Source organism: Caballeronia sp. AZ10_KS36 (genome assembly GCF_023631105.1).
Classification (GTDB): Bacteria; Pseudomonadota; Gammaproteobacteria; order Burkholderiales; family Burkholderiaceae; genus Caballeronia.
This window is the reverse complement of the sequence record NZ_JALQDQ010000049.1, coordinates 71,855-91,684: the sequence shown is the minus strand read 5'-3', so window position 1 is coordinate 91,684 and position 19,830 is coordinate 71,855. Positions and strand designations below refer to the sequence as shown.

Genomic DNA, 19,830 nt, shown 5'->3' with positions numbered 1-19,830 from the left:
GCTTCCCAACTGTTGTGTTGATGAGACCGGCGTCCGCCGGACCACAACGCATCGACTGGCGGCGAGGATGCTTCATCGATTGCCCTTCAGCACAGCAGGACTTGTCATTGCCGCAGCGGCAGCGTCGCCCGCTTACGCGGGATGGACGCTCGCGAGCGCCGATGCGCCCGTCAGCGTGATTCGCGGAACACGCCTGAGCGACCTCAACGCGGGCGCGAGCCTGCGCGAAGCCGATATCCTCGAATCACGTGAAGGCGTCGTGCACCTCCAGGACGAACACGGCACGCTGCTCGCGCTCGGCGCGCGCACCCGCGTCATGCTCGCCGCGGATGCGCACGTCGCGCTGCTCGACGGCTGGCTCAAGGTGGCCGCCGCACCGTGCGCCGTTCACGCATGCGCCACGCCGCATGTGGATACCGAGCGCGGCCCGCTCGACATCGGCGCAGGCGCTGCGGCGATCGTGCTCGCGCGCGACGATGCGAACGCCGTCGACATCTTCAGCGAAACCGGCACGCAGACCCTCCCGGCGAAACCGCCCGTGACGCTCGAGAGCGGGCGTTTCGTCACGCTCGATGCGCATGCCGGCGCGCAACAGGCGGCGCGGCCATCGAGCGCGTTTCTCGCTGATATGCCCGTCGCCTTTCGCGACGCCTTGCAGCCGCTTGCGCCCGCGAAGCCGTCGCAGAGCGCGCCGGTTTCGCGCGCCGTGGCTTACGGCGACATCTCGCCGTGGCTCGTCAGCAGCCTGCCAGAACGCAGGACATTCCCTGCGCGCTTCCGCTCGCGTCTTGCCGACACCGCTTTTCGCCGCGACGTGGATGCCCATCTGAAGGCACTGCCCGACTGGCGCGCCCTGCTCTATCCGCCCCGACGCCTGGACGCTGCGGGAACGCGTCATCCATAAGCTCTGCATACCATCACCATGTCATCGTCATGAAGCTCAGACTGTCTCTCAGCGTCAAGTTCAACCTCGTGTTCCTGGTCATTTTCGCGGTCGCGCTGGTGGCGGTCGGCGCGGTGTCGGACCGCCTGCTTCAGAAGCAGGCGCTCGAAGAAACCGTGCACGATGCCAACGTGCTCGCGAGCGCGGCATCGTCGATGCAGAACTACACGGCCGCGCACATCACGCCGCTGCTCGCCACTCAGGTGAAGTACCGCTTCGTTCCCGAATCGATTCCTGCGTTCTCCGCCATCGAAATGCTGAATCTGCTGGAGAAGGACTTCCCGAACTTCTCTTACAAGTCGACGATGCTCAACCCGACCAATCCGCGCGACCGGCCGACAGACTGGGAAACGGATGTGATCCGCCATCTGCACGATCACCCCGAACTGAAAACGCTTTCCGGCGAACGCGATGCGCCCGGCGGCCGGGCGTTGTTTCTCGCGCGCCCGAGCCGCATCACCGATGCCGCGTGCATGCAGTGCCACAGCACGCCGTCGGCCGCGCCCGCGACGGTCACCGAGAAATACGGCACTGCGAACGGCTTTGGCTGGACCATGAACGAAGTCATCGGCGCGGAGTTCGTCTCGGTGCCGATGGCGCAACCCGTGGCGCGCGGCCGCGCCGTGTGGCGCACCTTCATGCTGTCGCTGACCGGCGTGTTCGCGGTCTTGCTGATCGCGATGAACGTCATGATGCATGTGCTGATCACACGGCCGATCCGCTCGCTGTCCCATGCCGCCGATGAAATGAGCCTCGGCAAGCTCGACACGGTCATTCTGCAAACCCGCGGGTCGGACGAGATCGCCTCGCTCGCGGTGTCGTTCGGCCGCATGCGGACGAGCCTCGTCGAAGCGTTCCGCATGCTCGACGAAGAGCAGGCCTAGTCATGCCATCGGCAGACGACGTGCCGGCAACGCTGGGACGCTATGTCATCGAGCGCGTGCTCGGGCGCGGCGCGATGGGCATCGTCTATCTCGCGTTCGATCCGCAGATCGAGCGGCAGGTCGCGCTGAAGACGCTGCACCGCCTTGCCACCGACGACGCCGCCGCCGCGCACGAACTGACGGCGCGCTTTCTGAACGAAGCCCGCGCGGCCGGACGTCTCGTGCATCCGAACATCGTCGCGATCTACGACTACGGCGAAGCCGACGACATCGCCTTCATCACGATGGAATACGTGCGCGGCGAAAGCCTCGCCGCGCGTCTCGCCCGGCACGCGCGCACGGCGACGTCGATGAATCCGGCGAGCGCCCTTCGCTGGTTCGCGCAACTGCTCGATGCACTCGACTACGCGCACGAGGCCGGCATCGTCCATCGCGACATCAAGCCGGCCAATCTGCTGATGGGGCCGCGCGGCGAATGCAAGGTCGCCGATTTCGGCATCGCCCGTCTCGACACGTCGGCGCTCACACAGACGGGCACCTTGCTCGGCACCCCGAGTTACATGTCTCCGGAACAGTTCACCGGCGATACCGTCGATGCGCGCGCCGACCTGTTCTCCGCCGCCGTCGTGCTCTATGAAATGCTCACCGGCGTGTGCCCGTTCACCGGCACGCCGGCGGAGGTCATGCGCGGCATTCTCCACGACATGCCGCCGCTTCCGTCGAGCGTCGCCCGCGGCGTTCCTGCTCATATCGACGGCCTCGTGATGAAGGGCATGGCGAAGCGCCCGGACGCCCGCTTCGCTTCGGCGCGCGAATGGCGCGACGCAGTGCTGGCCGCGTTCGCCGCCGATGCACAGGACGATGCCGAACGCACGGTGATCGGCGCGCGCGTTGCGCCCGCCGCGCCTGCCGCGCTCGATGCGCCGCCCGCCTTCGCGCCGGACATGATCGCGCAAATCGAGAAGCGCCTCGCGAGCCACGTGGGTCCGGTCGCATCGCTGCTGATGCGCCGCGCCTGCGCGGACGCGGCCGACATCGATACGCTACGTGGGCGGCTCGCCGCCCATTTGCCGACCGACGAAGCGCGCCGCGATTTCGATGCACTGCTGATGCGCCTTGCGGTCGGTACGCCGCCTTCGACAGGCGCACGGGCGCAGACCGTCAGCGCGGAAAGCGTGAACGAGGCCGCCGCGCGGCTCACGACTTTTCTCGGTCCGGTCGCGCGCATCGTCGCACGCCGCGCCGCCGCGCAATCCGCCGATCTGCCCGCTTTCCATGCGCGTCTGCTCGACGCCGTGCCCGATGAGCATCGCGAAACCTTGCGGCGCGAATGGGGCATCGCGGGCGGCTAGCGTCAGTCGCCGAGCAGACGCAAGAACAAGCCGGAGTCCAGCGCGCCTGTGTGCCGATGCGCTTTTTCGCCCGCTTGCGTCCACCACGCGCTGCCGCCATGGCACGTCGTTTCACGGAACGGCGGTGCAGGCAGTGCGGCAAGCCGCGCCTCGAATGCACGCATTGAAAACGACGGCGCGAGCGTGGACAGCGCGAGGGCAGCCGCCGATTCGTGCCACGGCGAATCGACGGCGCACGACGCGCCGTGGATTTCCCGCGCGACGATCAGCGGGAAATAGCGCCCCACTGCATCGATGCCGGGCATCAGCGCGCCGGCATACGCGCGTTCGTCGAATATGCCGGGACTGGCGCAGAAGCGCCACACGGGCATGGCGAGATAGCTTTCGAGCCATTCGTGCGGCGCGCGCTGGCGGGCCGTCAGAAGGCCGCGTTGCAACCAGGCGTCGCAGGTTTTCACGAATGAGTCCGGCAAACCGCGCCCGACGAAGTCTCCGTGCGTGCGGACCTTGCCGTAGAAGCCCGCGCTCATAACGAAGCCGGGCAACGGAAGGCATTCAGGACGCCCGCGCGGAACGCATTGTTCACGCTGCTGGCGACGAGCGACAGCACGACCTTCCCCCCATCGAACGACGCACTGAAGCGATCGGGTGGCCCGGCCTGCTGGACCCGCGCACCGTCGATCACATGAAACAGCGCCCACGGCCCGTCCGCGCGCAGTGGCGTGCCGTCGGCGGGATCGAGTTCGACATGGGCCTGCCCGGTGCCCTTGCCGCTCGGCCAGCGAAACTCGGCCGTGGCGTTGGGCGCGTCGCCCGAGGCGGTGAGCTGCGTGCCGTCGATATCGAGCACGAAGCGCTTCACCGACGGATCGAGCGACGTCACTTTCGCCGTGAAGCGAACGGAAACATCGCGGCCGCCGTCGCGGAACAGCGCATCGCGCAACATCGCGGCACGCTGGAACTGCACCGGCACGTCGTCGGACAAGCCGAGCGCCTTCGCTTCGGGACGCCACTTCCACACCGCCCCCGACGTGTCCACGCGGCTCTGCAGATTCTGCAGGAAGAACGTATCGACGACGCCGCCGGGCGCGAGCACGCGCGCGAAATCGTCGGGGGCTGCGTCGCGCGTCGCGGCGCGCACCAGCGGATAGCGAGCGTCGAGCGCCTGCCTGCACGCCGGCGCGACGCTCGCCGCCCACGCGGACTGCAACTGCGCCCGCTGGCTGCGGATCTGCACGGTATCGGCGTTGCCGGCGACGCCCTGCAGGATGGCCGCAAGCGGCGCAGGCGCGTTCTGCGACATCAGCTTGAGCCGGTCCAGCGGCGCGGTCGCGGGCAGCGGCAGGGACTGCCTGCGCGCGGTATCTTCCGCCTGCAAGGTCGCGGCGGCGTCCTTCAGCGCGTTGACATAGTCGTCGAGCGGTGCGCCGGCGAGATCGTGCAGCGCCTGGAAATGTGTGTCGACGAGCCGCGGTGCGGCGGGCGCGTCCGTCTCGACGCCGATGCGCTTGCGCAGCGTGTCGAGCTTGCCGGGCGGCGCGGCGGGCGGGGCGAAGCGCGTTTCGCGCGCAATACCCTCGATCAATGCGCGCAGCGGCGAATTCGGCGCGCCGAGCAGGTTTGCCATGCGGGCGCCCTGATCCGGCGCATCGAACGGCACGACGCCGATATCCGCCAGCAGCGCGTCCCATTGGCGAATGGTTTCGTCGCTATAGAGGCGTGTAAGCGCCGTGCGCAGCGCGTCCGTATCCTGCGCGCCGGCGCGGGTCTGGCCGTTGCCGAGCACCCAGTCGTCTTTGGGAAGATTCGCGAGCGCCGCTTCGCGCAGACGCTCGAACGCCGCGAAACCCTCGCGCGTATAGGCGCCGTCGATGCCTTGCGTGAGCGGCGCGCCGCTCTTTCTGACGAACACGATCTGTCCGCTCGGACCCGCCGCCTGCGCGACCGTGAATTCTGGCAGACGCTGCTGCGCGAGTTGCTGCCGGATGCGTCCGTCGAGCCGCTGCGCCAACGGCACGCGATTCAGCACGGCGCGCGCCTGCGCAATCAGGCTCTGGTCGAGCGGCAGGTTCGAATCGAACTGTCCGCGGCTGAACAGCGCCTGGAGGTGACGTTCGATGTCGGCGCGCTCTACGTCGCTCGCGTCCTTCATGGCGCCCTGCCGCCAGGTGCGCATTGCCCAGACCTGCAGTGCGTCGGGATCGAAGTGTGCCGGATCGCCCAGCATCAGATACGCGCGCAGGGCCTCGTAGAGCGTCGCCGTATCTTCCGACCCGGCGTCGCGCAACTGGTCCTCCATGCGCTGCACGACGATCGGCAGCAAGGTCTGCCGCAACAGCCGCTGATAGACGCGCTCGGCTTCGCGCCCGAGCTTCTCGCGCTGATCGAGCCCGAAGCCCGCCCACCACGACGGATCGCGCGAGGCGCGCTCGGCGTCGCCGCCGGGCAGATCGCGCGCCGCATCCAGCAGCGGCAGCACGGCGAGCGGACCATCGCCGGCGCTCGTCTGCTTCGCGCGTTCCGCCAGCGCCGCGACCTGCTGACGGCTTTCCTCGACGAAACGCCGGTTCTGCCGGTCGCTGGCAATCAGTCCGGCCAGCCCGGCCGCGAGCAACACGCCGATCAGGCCGACGGCGACCCGCTGAAAGCGCGTGCGCCGCCGTTCCGTGCGCGGATCCGTACCCGCGATGCCCTGCTCCGCGAAGATCACGTCACGCAGCAGCCGCTTGACGAAGTAGGCGCGTCCGCTCGACGCATCCGCCATCACGACTTCGCGGCGCAGTCCGAGCGAGCCGGCCATGGCGCTCATCATGCGGTCGAGCGGACGGCCGCTTTGCGTGCCGCTCGTGAAGTAGACGCCGCGCAGCAAAGCCGCGCGGGAGAAGCGCGAATCGCCGAAAGCATCGTCGAGAAAACGCTGCAACGCCTGCTCGATGCCCGCGAACTGCTGCGGGAACGAATGAATCAGCGCGCGACGGCGCACGTCCGTTTCCTGCTGCATGCGTTGCAGCACGCGATCCTGCACCTGCCGGTGAAGCAGACGGAACTCGTCGGGAAAGCGCGCGAGCGGTGTGCCGGCCTCGGCTTCGCCCTGATCCGATGCGAGCGGAAACGTCACGCCCCAGACCTGTTCGCGTTCGTCGCGGCCCAAGTCGTCGAAGTATTCGGAGAAGCCCGCAAGCATGTCGCTCTTGGTGACGACGACGTACACCGGCAGACGCACGCCGAGTTGCCGGTTCAGTTCGGACAGACGCTCGCGGATGGTCACCGCATGCGCGGCGCGCGCTTCGTCGGACTGCTGCAGCAGATCGGCGGCGGACACTACTGCCATCACGCCATCCAACGGACGGCGCGGACGATATTTGCGCAACAGGGCGAGGAAGCCGAGCCACGCGCCGCGGTCCGCTTCTTCATGGCTATCCTGCGTCGTGAAGCGGCCGGCGGTATCGAGCAGCACGGCGTCGTCGGTGAACCACCAGTCGCAGTTGCGCGTGCCGCCGACCCCGCCCACCGGCTGCGCGCCCAGCCGGTCCGCCAGTGGAAAGCGCAGGCCGGAGTGCGCAAGCGCGGTAGTCTTGCCCGCCCCCGGCGCGCCGACGAACATGTACCACGGCAGATCGTAAAGCGCTTCGCGGCGCGGCCTGAGCCAGCCGGCCACGCCCTGTTTCGCGCCGCTGCGCGTTTCGCGCAGCGTTCTGAGGGCGTCTTCGAAGCGCGTGCGCAGCGTGGCGAGTTCGGCATCGGCGGCCTGGCGGGCGGGGTCCGGCTCGCGCCGCGCGGGATCGAGCGCATCGGCGACGAGACCCTGCACGAACTTCGACCCGGCGATGCGCGCCTTGGCATACCGCACGCCCCAGTATCCGGCCCAGCACAGGACGATCAGCGCGATTGCGAGCCACCGGCGCGCCGCGCTGTCGAGCGGCGCGCGTCCGTCGAAGGCGACGAGCGGCCCGTAGAACCACACGAGCGCAGCCAGCGCGAGCACGCCGGCGAAAGAAACGACAGCAGGCTTCTTCAGGGTATCGATCCACTTCATGGTGCGGCTCCCGGCGAAAGAATGTCGATGCTCACGCGGCGATTGCGCGCGCGCCCGGCGGCCGTATCGTTCGATGCGGCCGGCTCCGTGTCGCCGCGTCCCTCGGCGCTGACCCGGGCGGGATCGGGCAGCTTGGCGGCGAGCATCGCGCGCACCGTGTCCGCGCGTGCCTGCGACAGCGCCACGTTCGACGGAAAGCGCGCCGACACGATGCGCTGGTTGTCCGTATGCCCGGTCACGACGACATTGCCCGGCTTGTCACGCAAGGCTTCGCCGATGCGCTGCACGAGCGGGGCGAAATGCGCATCGAGATCGGCGCTGCCCGACGCGAAAATCTGCACGCCTTGCGCCGTGTTGTTGAGCGTGACGGTCGTGCGGTCCGCCGACTCGCCGACCGTCACCCGACCCTGCGCGATCTCCGGCGCGAGGAAGCTGCTCAGCGCGGCGGCCAGCTTGGGTGCGGCCTTCGTCTTGTCGGCGAGCACCGGCGCGGGCGCGACCCGGATTGTGCGCATCGCGGCGAACACAGGGTCCGAGAATGCGTTGATGCGCAGGCCGAGCACGAGGCCCGCCGTCATCAGCACGGCGGCCGCGAGCGCGAGCGCGACCCACAGCGGCAGGAAGCCGAGCAGCCGTTTGCGTTCGCGGTCGGCGGGCCGCCAGTGCGGCGACAACGCCCGTTCCACCGCGCCGCGCTGCGCGCGGATCATCTGTTCGAGGCGGGCGCGAATTTCGTCGAGCTGACGCTTGCCGCCTTCGATCAGGCGATAGCGCCCGTCGAAGCCGAGCGCGAGCATCACGTAGATGAGTTCGAGCGTGTCGATCTCCACCGCCGGGGTTTGCGCCAGCCGTTGCAGGATGACGAAGAGCCGCTCGCCGCCCGATGCCTCGTTGTGAAACGTCACGAGCAGACTGCGGCGGCCCCAGACGCCCGCGCCCCACGGCGTGGCGGCAATGGCCTCGTCGATGAACGTGCACAGGCAATAGCGGGCCGGTCCGAGCTGCGCATCGGGCACGCCGAACGAGCGGCCATCGGCTTCGAACCTGCGCACCATCTGGATAAGCTGTGCGCGCAGGGCTTCAAGATCGGGATGGCTCGCGAGCCGGCGTAGCGGCAGCGCGAGTTCGAGCAGCGGACTGGCCGCGCGCAGGAGCGGATTGCGCCCCGCGATCGAGGCGTCGAGCGGCGCGAGCGGCGCTTCCGTCGTCGCGGGCGGCGCGCCGGCGTTCGTCGCGGGCTCGCGCTTACGGCCGGGCGTCGGCAGGCGGATGGTCTGGGCCGCGTCGAGAAACACCGCATCGTCGAGCGGCGGGTGGGTGTCGTTGGACATGGAATGGCTTCCTTCAAACGGCGTGGCTTCAGTGCCGGATTGCCCAGAGTTCCATCGCGAGGCCGGGAAATTCCCCCGCGACGTGCAGCGCCATGCCGGCGGAGGACGCCAGCGTCGCCCATGCTTCGTTCTTGTCGTCGAGTTCGAAGTAGCTGTAGCCGGCGTGGAACGGCAACTGGCGCGGCGCGACCGCCAGCGCCCGCAGCGCAATGCCGGGCAGTTGCAGATTCACGAGGTCGCGGATCTTTTCGATACTGCCGATCTTCACCTGGCTGCCGAACCCGGACAGCAGCGTGTCGGTCGGCACCTGAGCGCGCGCCGCCAGCACGAAAGTCGCCCCGGTGAAGAGCGCGCGATCGTTGACCAGCGCGACGCGCAGGCCGTAGCGGCGCTCTTCCAGCGCAATGGACACGACCTGCGGATCGGCCACGCGCGACAAGGCGAGGCGCAGCGCGGCGATCACCGGCTCGAAGCTCTCCTTCAGCCGTTCGTGCCGGTACGCGGGAAATTGCGGCGGCCTGCGGCCCGCCTGACTGAACGTGGCAAGCTCTCCCGCGAGGCCGATGCACACCCGATAAAGCGCCTCGGGATGCAGCCCGCTCAGCGCGTTGAAATGCGCGACCAGCGGCTGCGCCCGGTTGACGATCTGCAGCAGCAGGAAATCGGCGATCTCGGCCATGCCTGCGCCATCGGGCTGCGCGAGCCGCCCCGCAAGCGCTTCGCCGCGCTGTTGCAGCAGGCCGGCCAGCTCCGTCGCAAAGCGCGCGAGCTTGCCCGCCACGCGATAGTCGAGACACGGCGCGCAGTATCCGTCGTCGAGCACCACACGGCCGTCGCTCTTGCGTTCGATCACATGCGCGACCCCGGCGCACGCATGGGCATGCGCGACGTCGGGCGAGAGCGCGAGGCGCAGACGCAGCTTGCCAACCTGCAGCAACGTGGGGAGCGCATCGGCGTCGTTGCTGTCGTGAACTTCGACATCGCCTGCGCGATAACGCGCGAGGTTGTCCGCGTGCTCGTCGCCGCCCGATTCCGGCGAGCCGGGCCGTCGCACCGGCAACGCGAGCATGACTGTCACGTTCGCCGCGTTCTCGGGAATCTCGAGCGGCTCGGGCAGGTCGTCGTCGGCGGGCAGGCGAAAGGGCGTGCCGTCCGGCAGCACGCCGGCTGCGGATCGGAGCGCGAGCTTGCCGAGCTTGAGCAGCGCCTCGTCGATCTCGAGTTTCGTGAAGCCCCACGCATACGGACGCAGCGCGCCCGCGCGGCCTTCGAGCAGCGCCTCGACATGACGGTCGTGCTGCTGCAGATGCTGCGGCTGGAGGAACATGCCCTCCGACCATATGACCTTGTTGTTCCAGTACATGAGCTGACTCAGTCTTTCGAGAATTGCAGCGCATCGAGCTGCGCCTGATACGCACGGCCGAACGGCTCGCCGAAGCGCTGCTGAAAGTCGTCGCCGGTGTCGCGCGACACGCGTTCCCAGGTCTTGACGTAGCGCTGCCACAGCCGCGCCTTGCGATTGCCGACGATGGCGTGGAACCGGCCCGGCGCATCGAGCGAGCGTTCGATGGCGGCCGGTTCGATGCGCGCCATGGCGTCGTCGAGCGCGGCGCGCATGCCGGCGATGAGGGCCAGTTCGTGCGTCTGGATGTCGTGGAACGCGGCGCGCAAGGCTTCGTCGGGCGCAAGGTAGCCACGGCCCCGCGCGCCGAGCATCTGCGTCAACGCGCGATCGGCGTCCGGAAAGAACTTGAGCGGATTGTTGTCGCGCTCCTCGATCATCGTCATGGCCATGCGGGTTTCGCGCTTGGTCATCGCCCGCGAACGAAGGACGGACATCGCGCCCTGCGTGGCTGTGCGCAACATCGATCCGATCAGGCGCGCAAGGTCCGGCGCGGCGATGTGCGCGACGTCGGCACGTTCGACGCCGAGGCCGTCGAGCAAGGCATCGAGCAGCGCCGCTTCGTTCTGCGGCGTGTCCGCTGCGTCGTGGGCTTCGTCGTGGGCTTCGTCGTGCGCTTCGTCGTGGGCTTCGTCGCCGTTCCATGCAGATGGTGGCGCGTCGCGCAACTCGTGCGGCGGTTGCACAGCGGGCAACGCCGACATGACGCGCTCCGGCGAGACGTGCTCCAGACTGCGCACCGCCGCCTCAATCCGAGGTGCGCGCGGCGCGCCTGCCTCGCGTAGAGGATCCGCACCGCTCAGCGCATCCATCAGGGCCTGACTCGCATCGCCGCCGAAATCGCCGGGTTCGCGCAAGAGCGGCGTCGCGGCAAGCGGGTCGGGGCTAAAGGGGGCATCGTCGTCGCCCGGCCCGGCGTGAGGCGCGGTGCGGTCGTGCGGCGCGTTCCAGTCGTCGGGAATGAGCGGCGCGGGCGGCGGCGCCTCGAATTCCGGCGTGGCCGGCAAGCTCGCGGACGGAACCGGCGCGGACGGCGCGGGCTGCGTCATCAGCGTCTGGTCGACGGCGAACACCGTTTCGACCGACACGACCAGCGTATAAGCCCCGATCCCAATACGGTCATCGTTCGACAGGACCGCTTCGCGCCCGGCCCCGAGCGCTTCGTCGTTCAGGAGCGTCGGATTGCTGCCGGCATCGACCAGAACGTAGGTATCGCCGCGGCGTTCGATGCGCGCCTGAATGCGCGAGATGCCGCGCTGCGCATCTCCCAGCACCAGCGTGCACTCCGGCGCGCGCCCGATGGTGGCGGTCTCGTCGATTGCCATCGTATGCGGCGCGGCGCGCTCGTCGCCTTCGCCGCCTCGCACTGTCAGCGTCAGTGTCATCGTCATCTCCTATTTGCGGCCCTTGCTGGCGCCATCGTCGGCGTCGCGCGGCGGCACCGGCGGCGCGGGCGGAATGGCGAGCGGCACCGGCGGCACGCCCGGGCCGATCGGAATCGGAAAGCTCGACATCTCGATCGTCTCGGGACCGATGAGGATGTACGACGCGCCGGCGCGCAATGCGATGGTCGCGCTCGCCTCGATTTCGACCGCCGCACCCGCCTTGATGCGCACCGCCGCGCCCGCCTCCAGCGAATACGCCTCGCCGACGAACTGGTCGTGCGTCGTCATGCTCGCCGCCGACACGCCGCCGAGCACGCGCGACGTGCTCCGCCCCGTGACGGAATCGTTGCGCGCGCCCCGCGTCGCGCGAAATTCGTCGCCGCCGATGCTCACGTGGCGCTCGCCCGACACGTTCATCAGGGCGTCGTTCTTGATCCAGGTTTCGTGATCGCGCTCGGCATGAAAGAACATCTGCTCGCTGCCCTTGCGATCGTCGAAACGGACTTCGTTGTAGCCGTTGCCGCCTTTGGTCGACTGGCTCTTCACGGTGGAAACGGCGCTTTGCGCGGGCAGTTCATACGGCGGCATGTTGGTCGAGTTGTAAGCCGCACCCGTGATCACCGGCCTGTCCGGGTCGCCTTCGACGAAATCGACGAGCACTTCCTGCCCGATGCGCGGCAGGAACATCGCGCCCCAACGCCGGTTGGCCCAGCCTTGCGCGACGCGCACCCAGCAGCGGTCGAGCGGGTTTGCGCCGTCGGTCTGCGTCAGTTGTTCCCAGTGGAACCGCACCTTCACGCGGCCGTATTGATCCGTGAGAATCTCCTCTCCCGGCGGCCCCATCACCACGGCGGTCTGCGGTCCGGCGACGCGCGGCGCGGGCGTCACGCGCGGCGAGCGGAAGGTCGTGTCGCCGCGGATCGCCCGGAAGCGGCAATCGAAAAGCGGCCGGCTCGGATCGTCCGAAGATACATAGGCATCCGACACGATCTCCGCGTGGTTCTCGATCACCAGATACTGACGGTTCTGCGCGCCCGCCGGATGATCTCGAAGACGGAACAGGCCGCCGGCCGCGATTCCGCGCGCGGTGCTGCGGCCTTCGATCGAATCGTTCTGCGTCTGATGGATCTCGACGTTCACACGCGCAAGCCGCTCGCCGTCGCCCGCCGACAGATGCCCGGTCAGATGCTCCTGCATCAGATAGCGTGGCGGGTCATACGGCGCGCCGCGCGTGGCCCGGGCGACGAGCCCCTCGCTGTTGCTGACGGAGGCTTTCTCGAAGTCGTAATCGTTGACTTCGTAGCGCCCCGTTTCCAGCGTCGCGCCCGATACCCAGCGATATACGCACTCCTCGTCCTGCCGCGGCGTGTCCCATGCCTGAAACGGCACTGTGCCGTAATGCGCGATGGGCCGGTGTTCGGCGCCGGAGTCCGCGAGCACGAGCGTGTGCTTGCCGCCTTCGTGCTCGAAGAAGTAATGAATGCCTTCGCGCTCCATCAGGCGGCTGACGAAATCGAAATCCGTTTCGCGGTGCTGCACGCAATGATCGAGCGGCGGATAGCTCGCCGTGCACGCGTTGCGAAAATCGACGTCGTACGATTCGAGCACCTTCGACACGATCTGCGGCACCGTGCGCTGATGGTAGAAGCGCCGGTGCGCGGCGCGCGTGAGCAGCCACATGCGCGGATGCACGATCGCCTCGTAGCGCGCCATGCGGTTCCTGGTGCTGTCGCCGGGAATCAGCAGACGCAGCGTCGTCACGATGCCGTTGAACTCGCGCGCGCCGCCGGCCGGATAGTCGAGCGTCACCGTGAGGTCCTGCCCGAGCACCTTGCCCGGATCGATGTCGTTATGCATCGACAGGAAAACGATCTCGTACCGGCTCAGACGCCCGAGCGCCTCGCTGGCCGACATGCGCAGGAACACGGCATCGCCGCCGAGCGCCGCGCAATTCAGGCGCACATGGCGTTCAGTCGAAGGCATACGTGAACTCCTCGTCCTCGACGCCCACATGCACGCGCGAAAGAGCCGTGCCCGCCATCACGCGCGACAGATACTCCGTACTGATGCGCGGCAGCACGCTGTTGGTGAGGATCGCGTCGATCATGCGGCCGCCGCTTTCCAGCCGCGTACAGCGCAGCGCGATCTGCGCGACGACGTCATCGTCGTAAGTGAACGGCACGCGATGCCTGCTCGTCACGCGCTCCGCCACGCGCCCGAGTTGCAGCCGGATGATGGCGCGCAGCATGTCGCCGGAAAGCGGGTAATACGGAATCGTCACCATGCGCCCGAGCAGCGCGGGCGGAAACGTCCGCAGCAGTTGCGCATGCAGTTCCCGCTCGATCACCTCCATCGGCGCGGGCGTCCGCGGGTCGGCACACAGTTCCGCGATACAGTCGGTGCCCGCGTTGGTGGTCAGCAGGATGAGCGTGTTGCGGAAATCGATGGAACGCCCTTCGCTGTCGTCCATGTGGCCCTTGTCGAAGACCTGGAAGAACAGTTCGTGCACATCCGGATGGGCCTTCTCGACTTCGTCGAGCAGCACGACACTATGCGGACGGCGGCGCACCGCCTCGGTCAGCACGCCGCCCTCGCCGAAACCGACATAGCCCGGCGGCGCGCCCTTCAGGAGCGACACGGTATGCGCCTCCTGATACTCGCTCATGTTGATGGTGATGAGATTCTGCTCGCCGCCATAGAGCGCCTCCGCGAGCGCGAGCGCCGTCTCCGTCTTGCCGACGCCCGAGGTCCCGGCCAGCAGAAACACGCCGACGGGCTTGTTCGGATCGTCGAGGCCCGCGCGCGAGGTCTGCACGCGGCGCGCGATCATGCGCGTGGCGTGGTGCTGCCCGATGATGCGCCGGTCTAGCAGTTCGCCGAGACGCAGCACATTGCCGACCTCGTTCTTCAGCATGTCGAGCACGGGCACGCCCGTCCAGTCCTGAACGACCGCCGCGACCGCGTGACGATCCACGCCGGGCAGGATCAGCGGCGCTTCGCCCTGATGCAGGGCGAGTTGCGCCTGACGTTCGCGCAGCGCGTCAAGATCGGCGCCGCGCGCGTGTTCGCGCAACGCGCGGCGGCGCGCGAGGATGTCCTCGACCATGCCGCGTTCGGCATGCCAGCGCGCTTCGAGGGCCGCCAGATGGGCGTTGGCAACCTGCAAGTCCGCGGATGCCGCTTCGTGCCGTGCCGCGGTATCGATGCCGATGGCGGCCTCGCGCGCGATGACGTCGAGTTCGGTCATGAGCGTCCCGATGCGCCGCCTTGCATCGTCGACGGCGGGCGGTGTCGCATGCTGGCTCACGGCGACCCGCGCGCAGGCGGTGTCGAGCAGGCTCACCGACTTGTCGGGCAACTGACGCGCCGGCAGATAGCGATGCGAAAGCCTCACCGCCGCCTCGACGGCTTCGTCGAGGATCTGCACGCCGTGATGCGCCTCGAGCGCAGCCGCGATGCCGCGCATCATCGTCACCGCGCGGGTCTCGTCGGGCTCATGCACCTGCACGACCTGAAAACGCCGCGTGAGGGCGGGATCCTTCTCGATGTGCCGCCGGTATTCGGACCACGTCGTGGCCGCGATCGTGCGCACGACGCCGCGTGCGAGCGCCGGCTTGAGCAGATTCGCCGCGTCGCCGGTGCCCGCCGCCCCGCCCGCGCCGATCAGCGTGTGCGCCTCGTCGATGAAGAGGATCACCGGCTTCTGTGCGGACTGCACCGCATCCAGCACCTGACGCAGACGCGTCTCGAACTCGCCTTTCATGCCCGCGCCCGCCTGCAGCAGCGCCACGTCGAGCGTGCGCAGGCTCACGTGCCGCAAGGCGGGCGGCACATCGCCCGCCACGATGCGCAACGCAAGCCCTTCCACGACCGCCGTCTTGCCGACGCCGGCCTCGCCCGTGAGAATCGGGTTGTTCTGCCGGCGGCGCATGAGAATGTCGATGACCTGGCGGATTTCCTCGTCCCGGCCGACGATCGGATCCAGCTTGCCTGCGCGCGCGTCGTCGGTCAGATCGACGGTGAAGCGTTGCAGCGCGTCGTTCGCCCGCGGCGCGCCCGCGTCCGCCGAAGGCTGCGGCGCGGGCGCCGTCTGCGCCTGCGTTTCGGGCGAGCCGTCGAACAGATCGGCATGACGCTCGACGATATCGTCCGCCTTGACGCGGTCGAACTCGCGCGAGATGCCGCGCAACACGTTGCGCAGCGCGGGCGTCCGCAACATGCCAACCAGCACATGCGCGCTGCGTATCGTGTGCGCCCCGAACATCAGCGATGCATGCACCCAGCCGCGCTCCACCGCTTCTTCGAGTTGCGCGCCGATATCCGTCACCGACGACGCGCCACGCGGCAGACGGTCCAGCGCATCGGTCAGATCGCGCGCAAGCACCGCTGGATCGATGTCCGCATGGCGAATCACGCGATGCAGATCGGAATCCGGCAACTGCAATACCTGATGCAGCCAGTGCGCGATCTCCACGTACGGATTGCCGCGCAGACGGCAGAACGTCGTGGCGCTTTCCACCGCGCGGAAGCTGAGCGTGTCGAGTTTGCCGAACATGACGGCACGGCTGATGTCTGCCATTGAGCTAGTCCTTTGCATGAGATGAGGCGAGCGGCCGAAGCATGAGCTGCGTCGCGTCGCGGCTCGGCGGGCGCGCATGCAGCCAGGTCGTGTAGCCGAGTCGCCGATGCCGCCCGAGCGCGAGACGCGGGACGTCCGCGCGCTGCAATTGCAGATTCACGTCCCATTCGAGCGGGTCGCGCACATAGAAGCGCACCCAGTCGACCAGGCGCACGAGGCTCGCGCCATCCGGCAGGAAACGCGCGTAGTCGTGCAGCGAAAGCGGGCCGAGCACGATGCGGAACTTGTGCTGGCGATCGAACACGCGCGCGCCGAGCATCGTGCCGACGCCCATGCGCGCGCCGTCGTCGGACGCGCCGAGGCGCGAGCGTGCCTCGTCGGGCAGCTTCAGCCAGTGACCGACGTTCTGCGTCACCTCCACCGGCAGCCCGAAATAACGCGACAGCACCAGCCGCAAGCCGGCGGCATGGCGCGTCGGCCCCGCCAGCAGCCCGGCGAAATGCAGCCTGGCGAAGTCGTGCACCGAGTCGCGGTTGCGCAGCGATGGCTGATTGAGCCCGAACACCGTGCCGACATAGGACGAAAAGCGATCGTCGTCACGGCGATCCAGACTGACGACCGGCTGCGCGGCCGCCCATGCGCGATAGAACAGCGACGTCATGCGGTGATGAAACACATCGAGAAAGCGCGCGAAGGTCGGATCGCCCGCATTGCGCGCGCGATCGCGCACGTATTCCGTCAGATGCGTGGGCATCGGGCCGTTCGGTCCGAGCAGGCCGAAGAAGTTGACGACGAGCCTGGGCGGCTGCGCCTGCATGCCGACGAAGTGCTTCAGCGTGGTCGGAAAGAAGATCAACTCCGGTTCCTGGCCGAAACGCACCGCATCGTCGCGCGGACGCAGGGACGCGCCGGTGCGCGGGCAGGCCGGATGAGCCGCGTCGATGAGCCTGACCGCCTGGAAGAAGTCGAAGCGGTTCGCATCGGCGGCGAAGCGTTCGAACAAGGTCACAGCGTCCGGCATCGTCCGCTCTCCGGCGCCCAGCGCATGATTTCACCGCGCGTCACCGACGACACGATGGTTTCCGTGAAGGCGTTCAACGAGACGTATTGCTCGAAGAAGCGCGCGAGCACCGCGCCGAACAGAAACGCGCTCGCACCTTCGAATCCGCTCTCGTCGAGCAGCACGTCGAGCGAGAGGCCGCGCCCGAATACGATCGGGCCGCGCGAGGGCAACCGGCGCGTGACTGCGTTCGAGCGAATCGAGCGCAGCGCATCGATCTGACGCGCGGCCGCGCTGTCGCCTTCGGGCGCGTAGAGCGCGAGCAGATCGCGCATGGCGCGCGCGCCGCTGCCGTCGGCATCGTCCACGAGGGAGCCGTGGTTCAGCGACAGATGGCTCAGCAGCCGCCATGCGACCGCGCCCTGCGCGTACGAAGGCAACGGACGGCTCGGCGCGGCCACGCAGCGCACGGCCGCGACGGGCGCTTCCAGTTCCAGCGTGAAATCGGTCTCGCCGCGTCCGAGGGGCATGGTCAGCGTGAGATCGCGGTTGGTGCACAGCACGCTGATGCCGAGCTGATGAAGATCGGCGGGATAAGGCGACTCGCGCTTGTCCACGAGCGCAATCCACGTTTCGCTGCCCGCATAGGAGGAACGCGCGGCAGGCCGGATGCCGCGCTCGTTCTCGCGCGCCGACGGCAGACGCTTCTCGCGACGCACCTGATAGAACGCGGCATCGGGATCGTCGATGCCGAGATCGCGCATGCGGTAGAACGGCTGGAATGCGATCTCGCCGCCGCCCGCACGGTATCCCGTCACGCCCTGAATGCGGACCACCTCAAAATCGCGAGGCCGCGTGCGATCGACGACCACGTGATATTCGAACTGCTCGCCCGTCACGGCGATGCGATCGGCGCGGCGCGGGAACAGATTGATCGCCGGCGTGCAATGCAGCGCGAAATTCGCCTGATCGACGACCTGTTCCAGCGCGGTGTCCGCGCGCGACAGCAGCACGATCAGTTCGATCTCGCTCTCGTCGCAACGCGCCAGTCGAGCACGCAGTCCGTCGATACCGACGAACATGAAACGCTGCGGGCAGGCGAAATACTCCTGCAGCAGCCGATAGCCCGGAAACGATTGCTCGCTCACCGGCAGCAACGCTTCCTCGTCACTGAAACCGAGCGGGCGCAGCGCGGAGGCCGGCAGCACGGCATCGCCCGCCACGACGCCGAGCGTCGAGCCAATCAGCAACTCGTAGAGCTTCGCGGCGACGCCATCGTTGCCGCGCAAATAAATGGGCAGACGCTCGATCGCCAGGTCGCGCAGCTTGCGCCCGCCGGCCGCGCGCAAGGTCAGACGCAGGCCCGCCTTCACGCCGCGAGGCAGGCGCGCTTCAATGCCCGGCATCGCGCCGGTATGCGTGAAGAGCCGCGCCGCCGAGACTTCGACGGGCCACAGCGTCAACCCATGCGCGGTGCGGAATTCGCAGCGCGTCGCGCGTTCACCGTCGAGCCGGCCGTGCAAGGCGGTGCCGCGCGGCACGGGCACGCCCTCGGCGAGCGCGGGATGCGTCATGTCAGGCTGCACGTTCACGACGGTCATCGCCGGCGTCGGCGCCAGATAGTGCGGATAGACCAGTTCCGCGAGATGCTGCGTGAAGCGTGGAAACTCCGCGTCGATCTTCATCTGGACGCGGGCGGCGAGAAAGCTGAAACCTTCCAGCAGACGCTCGACGTAAGGGTCGGCGCATTCGAAGCCTTCGAGGCCCAGCCGTCCCGCGATCTTCGGAAACGCCTGCGCGAATTCCCCGCCCATTTCGCGGATATGCTGCAGTTCGCGGCTGTAGTACTGGATGAGGTCGGGGTTCATCGCTCGATGGCTCCTTCGAATACCTTGGCCTTGCCTGCTTCCAGATCCAGCTCGGTGCGCAAATAGAGGCGCTCCGGCACGGGATGCGCATGCAGATCCGCTTCCACGATGAAGGCCAGCGCGTTGTGCTGGATGGCCGCGTCGTCCGACTGCATGGCGCGCACCCGCAGCGTGCCGGGCACGATGCGCGGCTCGAACGCGCCGATGGCGTCGCTCATCAGCCGTTCGATGCGTCCGACATCGACGTTCGACGCGCTCTTGCCGGCGAGGTCCGCGAAGCCGAAGTTGAGCACCGATGCGGCGACTTCCGGAAAACGCGCGATATCCTGCGCCGACGCGATACCCTGCGCGTTGAGCAGCCAGCCGATATCGCGCATCACGCTCAGGCGTTGCGCGCGCGCCGAACTGGCCCGGTGCTCGCGCCCTTCGCGTGATGCGCCGGGCGCATGATCGGTCAGACGGTCGAGCAGCGACGACCGCACTCTGTCCGCGTTTCTCATGCGGATGCCTCGCTTACGCGGTCGCGTTGGCGGGGATGTTCCACTTGCTCTCCACCACGCCGCCCTGCGCCGACCCGGTGCTCGGGTCCTGCTGCTGATAGGTCACGTGAAACTTCTCGAAGTTGAGCGTCACCGTCTCCGTGAAGCGATCTTCGGCGTCCGAGCCCCCGGTCGCGTAGTTCGTCACGATGATCTTTTCGAGCTCGATGGTGTAGTACTCGAGTGGCTTGGTGCCGCCCGCCTTGCGCACCGTGAGCTTGCCGGTCGGGAAGTGCTTGCCGGTGGCGCAGGCGGAGATGAGCGACGGCGTGCCGCGGTCGGTGTATTTCGTGATGGTCAGGTCCTGCACCGCGACCTTGCCGCCGCCGCCGCCCGTGCCGAGGTGCATGGTCCCCGATTGCGACAGGCCCCAGCTCCACGAGAGCACGTCGATCTCGTCTTTGTGTTTCGAATCCAGCGATTCGCCCTTGACCGTGTCCAGCTTCAGAAAAATATCGACTGCCATGAGGTTTCCTTATCGAGAATTGATTGACTGCGCTAAAGAGTGCGT

Annotated in this window: 14 protein-coding genes; 3 read left to right on the top strand and 11 right to left on the bottom strand. The window is 68.0% G+C overall.

Annotation, left to right across the window (positions count from 1 at the left end; all coding sequences use genetic code 11):
• The first annotated feature begins 79 nt into the window (after nucleotides 1–79).
• Genes NCR35_RS28320 through NCR35_RS28310 form a run of 3 tightly spaced genes read left to right on the top strand, consistent with a single transcriptional unit; the run spans nucleotide 80 to nucleotide 3,179 of the window.
• Entirely contained in the window at nucleotides 80–904 is an 825-nt protein-coding gene (locus NCR35_RS28320) for a hypothetical protein (protein WP_250537223.1), read from the top strand.
• Nucleotides 905–933: 29 nt separating this feature from the next.
• The gene (locus NCR35_RS28315; protein ID WP_244851012.1) at nucleotides 934–1,827 is read left to right on the top strand and encodes a Tll0287-like and HAMP domain-containing protein; all 894 of its coding nucleotides are present in this window, start codon (nucleotides 934–936) and stop codon (nucleotides 1,825–1,827) included.
• Nucleotides 1,828–1,829: 2 nt separating this feature from the next.
• Nucleotides 1,830–3,179, top strand: coding sequence for a serine/threonine-protein kinase (locus NCR35_RS28310; RefSeq protein WP_250537222.1), 1,350 nt, complete (start codon nucleotides 1,830–1,832; stop codon nucleotides 3,177–3,179).
• Between the two features lie 2 nt (nucleotides 3,180–3,181).
• Here NCR35_RS28310 and tagF read toward each other — a convergent pair whose 3' ends face one another.
• The 11 genes from tagF to NCR35_RS28255 are packed head-to-tail and all read right to left on the bottom strand — an operon-like array spanning nucleotide 3,182 to nucleotide 19,785.
• Complete coding sequence (gene tagF, locus NCR35_RS28305) at nucleotides 3,182–3,724, bottom strand: type VI secretion system-associated protein TagF (RefSeq protein WP_250537221.1); 543 nt, start codon at nucleotides 3,722–3,724, stop codon at nucleotides 3,182–3,184.
• A complete protein-coding gene (gene tssM, locus NCR35_RS28300) occupies nucleotides 3,706–7,215 on the bottom strand; it encodes a type VI secretion system membrane subunit TssM (RefSeq protein WP_250537220.1) in 3,510 nt (1,169 codons plus the stop codon). The genes tagF and tssM overlap by 19 nt, the downstream gene beginning before the upstream one ends.
• Entirely contained in the window at nucleotides 7,212–8,546 is a 1,335-nt protein-coding gene (gene tssL, locus NCR35_RS28295) for a type VI secretion system protein TssL, long form (protein ID WP_250537219.1), read from the bottom strand. The genes tssM and tssL overlap by 4 nt, the downstream gene beginning before the upstream one ends.
• Before the next feature lie 28 nt (nucleotides 8,547–8,574).
• Nucleotides 8,575–9,909, bottom strand: a complete 1,335-nt coding sequence (gene tssK / locus NCR35_RS28290; protein WP_250537218.1) for a type VI secretion system baseplate subunit TssK — start codon at nucleotides 9,907–9,909, stop codon at nucleotides 8,575–8,577.
• 8 nt (nucleotides 9,910–9,917) lie between these two features.
• On the bottom strand, nucleotides 9,918–11,333 hold the full coding sequence (gene tagH / locus NCR35_RS28285) for a type VI secretion system-associated FHA domain protein TagH (RefSeq protein ID WP_250537217.1): 1,416 nt from the start codon (nucleotides 11,331–11,333) through the stop codon (nucleotides 9,918–9,920).
• A gap of 9 nt (nucleotides 11,334–11,342) precedes the next feature.
• Nucleotides 11,343–13,316 carry a type VI secretion system Vgr family protein gene (locus tag NCR35_RS28280; RefSeq protein ID WP_250537216.1) on the bottom strand — a complete coding sequence of 658 codons (1,974 nt, stop codon included), beginning with the start codon at nucleotides 13,314–13,316 and terminating at the stop codon, nucleotides 11,343–11,345.
• A complete protein-coding gene (tssH, locus tag NCR35_RS28275; RefSeq protein WP_250537215.1) occupies nucleotides 13,303–15,912 on the bottom strand; it encodes a type VI secretion system ATPase TssH in 2,610 nt (869 codons plus the stop codon). The genes NCR35_RS28280 and tssH overlap by 14 nt, the downstream gene beginning before the upstream one ends.
• A 4-nt stretch (nucleotides 15,913–15,916) precedes the next feature.
• Complete coding sequence (tssG, locus tag NCR35_RS28270) at nucleotides 15,917–16,933, bottom strand: type VI secretion system baseplate subunit TssG (protein ID WP_250537214.1); 1,017 nt, start codon at nucleotides 16,931–16,933, stop codon at nucleotides 15,917–15,919.
• On the bottom strand, nucleotides 16,918–18,780 hold the full coding sequence (tssF, locus tag NCR35_RS28265; protein WP_250537213.1) for a type VI secretion system baseplate subunit TssF: 1,863 nt from the start codon (nucleotides 18,778–18,780) through the stop codon (nucleotides 16,918–16,920). Before tssF ends, tssG begins: the two co-directional genes overlap by 16 nt.
• Nucleotides 18,777–19,280: a type VI secretion system baseplate subunit TssE gene (tssE, locus tag NCR35_RS28260; protein WP_250537212.1), complete on the bottom strand. Its 504-nt coding sequence runs from the start codon at nucleotides 19,278–19,280 to the stop codon at nucleotides 18,777–18,779. The genes tssF and tssE overlap by 4 nt, the downstream gene beginning before the upstream one ends.
• Nucleotides 19,281–19,293: 13 nt before the next feature.
• Nucleotides 19,294–19,785 (bottom strand): Hcp family type VI secretion system effector, encoded by a 492-nt coding sequence (locus NCR35_RS28255; protein WP_250537211.1) that lies wholly within the window; start codon nucleotides 19,783–19,785, stop codon nucleotides 19,294–19,296.
• Nucleotides 19,786–19,830 lie beyond the last annotated feature (45 nt).

Coding starts and splice junctions, on each gene's coding strand:
- tssL (WP_250537219.1), bottom strand. CDS start 8,546: ATGTCCAACGACACCCACCCGCCGCTCGACGATGCGGTGTTTCTCGAC.
- NCR35_RS28280 (WP_250537216.1), bottom strand. CDS start 13,316: ATGCCTTCGACTGAACGCCATGTGCGCCTGAATTGCGCGGCGCTCGGC.
- tssE (WP_250537212.1), bottom strand. CDS start 19,280: ATGAGAAACGCGGACAGAGTGCGGTCGTCGCTGCTCGACCGTCTGACC.
- NCR35_RS28255 (WP_250537211.1), bottom strand. CDS start 19,785: ATGGCAGTCGATATTTTTCTGAAGCTGGACACGGTCAAGGGCGAATCG.
- tssH (WP_250537215.1), bottom strand. CDS start 15,912: ATGGCAGACATCAGCCGTGCCGTCATGTTCGGCAAACTCGACACGCTC.
- NCR35_RS28310 (WP_250537222.1), top strand. CDS start 1,830: ATGCCATCGGCAGACGACGTGCCGGCAACGCTGGGACGCTATGTCATC.
- tssG (WP_250537214.1), bottom strand. CDS start 16,933: ATGCCGGACGCTGTGACCTTGTTCGAACGCTTCGCCGCCGATGCGAAC.
- tssF (WP_250537213.1), bottom strand. CDS start 18,780: ATGAACCCCGACCTCATCCAGTACTACAGCCGCGAACTGCAGCATATC.
- tagH (WP_250537217.1), bottom strand. CDS start 11,333: ATGACACTGACGCTGACAGTGCGAGGCGGCGAAGGCGACGAGCGCGCC.
- NCR35_RS28315 (WP_244851012.1), top strand. CDS start 934: ATGAAGCTCAGACTGTCTCTCAGCGTCAAGTTCAACCTCGTGTTCCTG.
- tssK (WP_250537218.1), bottom strand. CDS start 9,909: ATGTACTGGAACAACAAGGTCATATGGTCGGAGGGCATGTTCCTCCAG.
- tssM (WP_250537220.1), bottom strand. CDS start 7,215: ATGAAGTGGATCGATACCCTGAAGAAGCCTGCTGTCGTTTCTTTCGCC.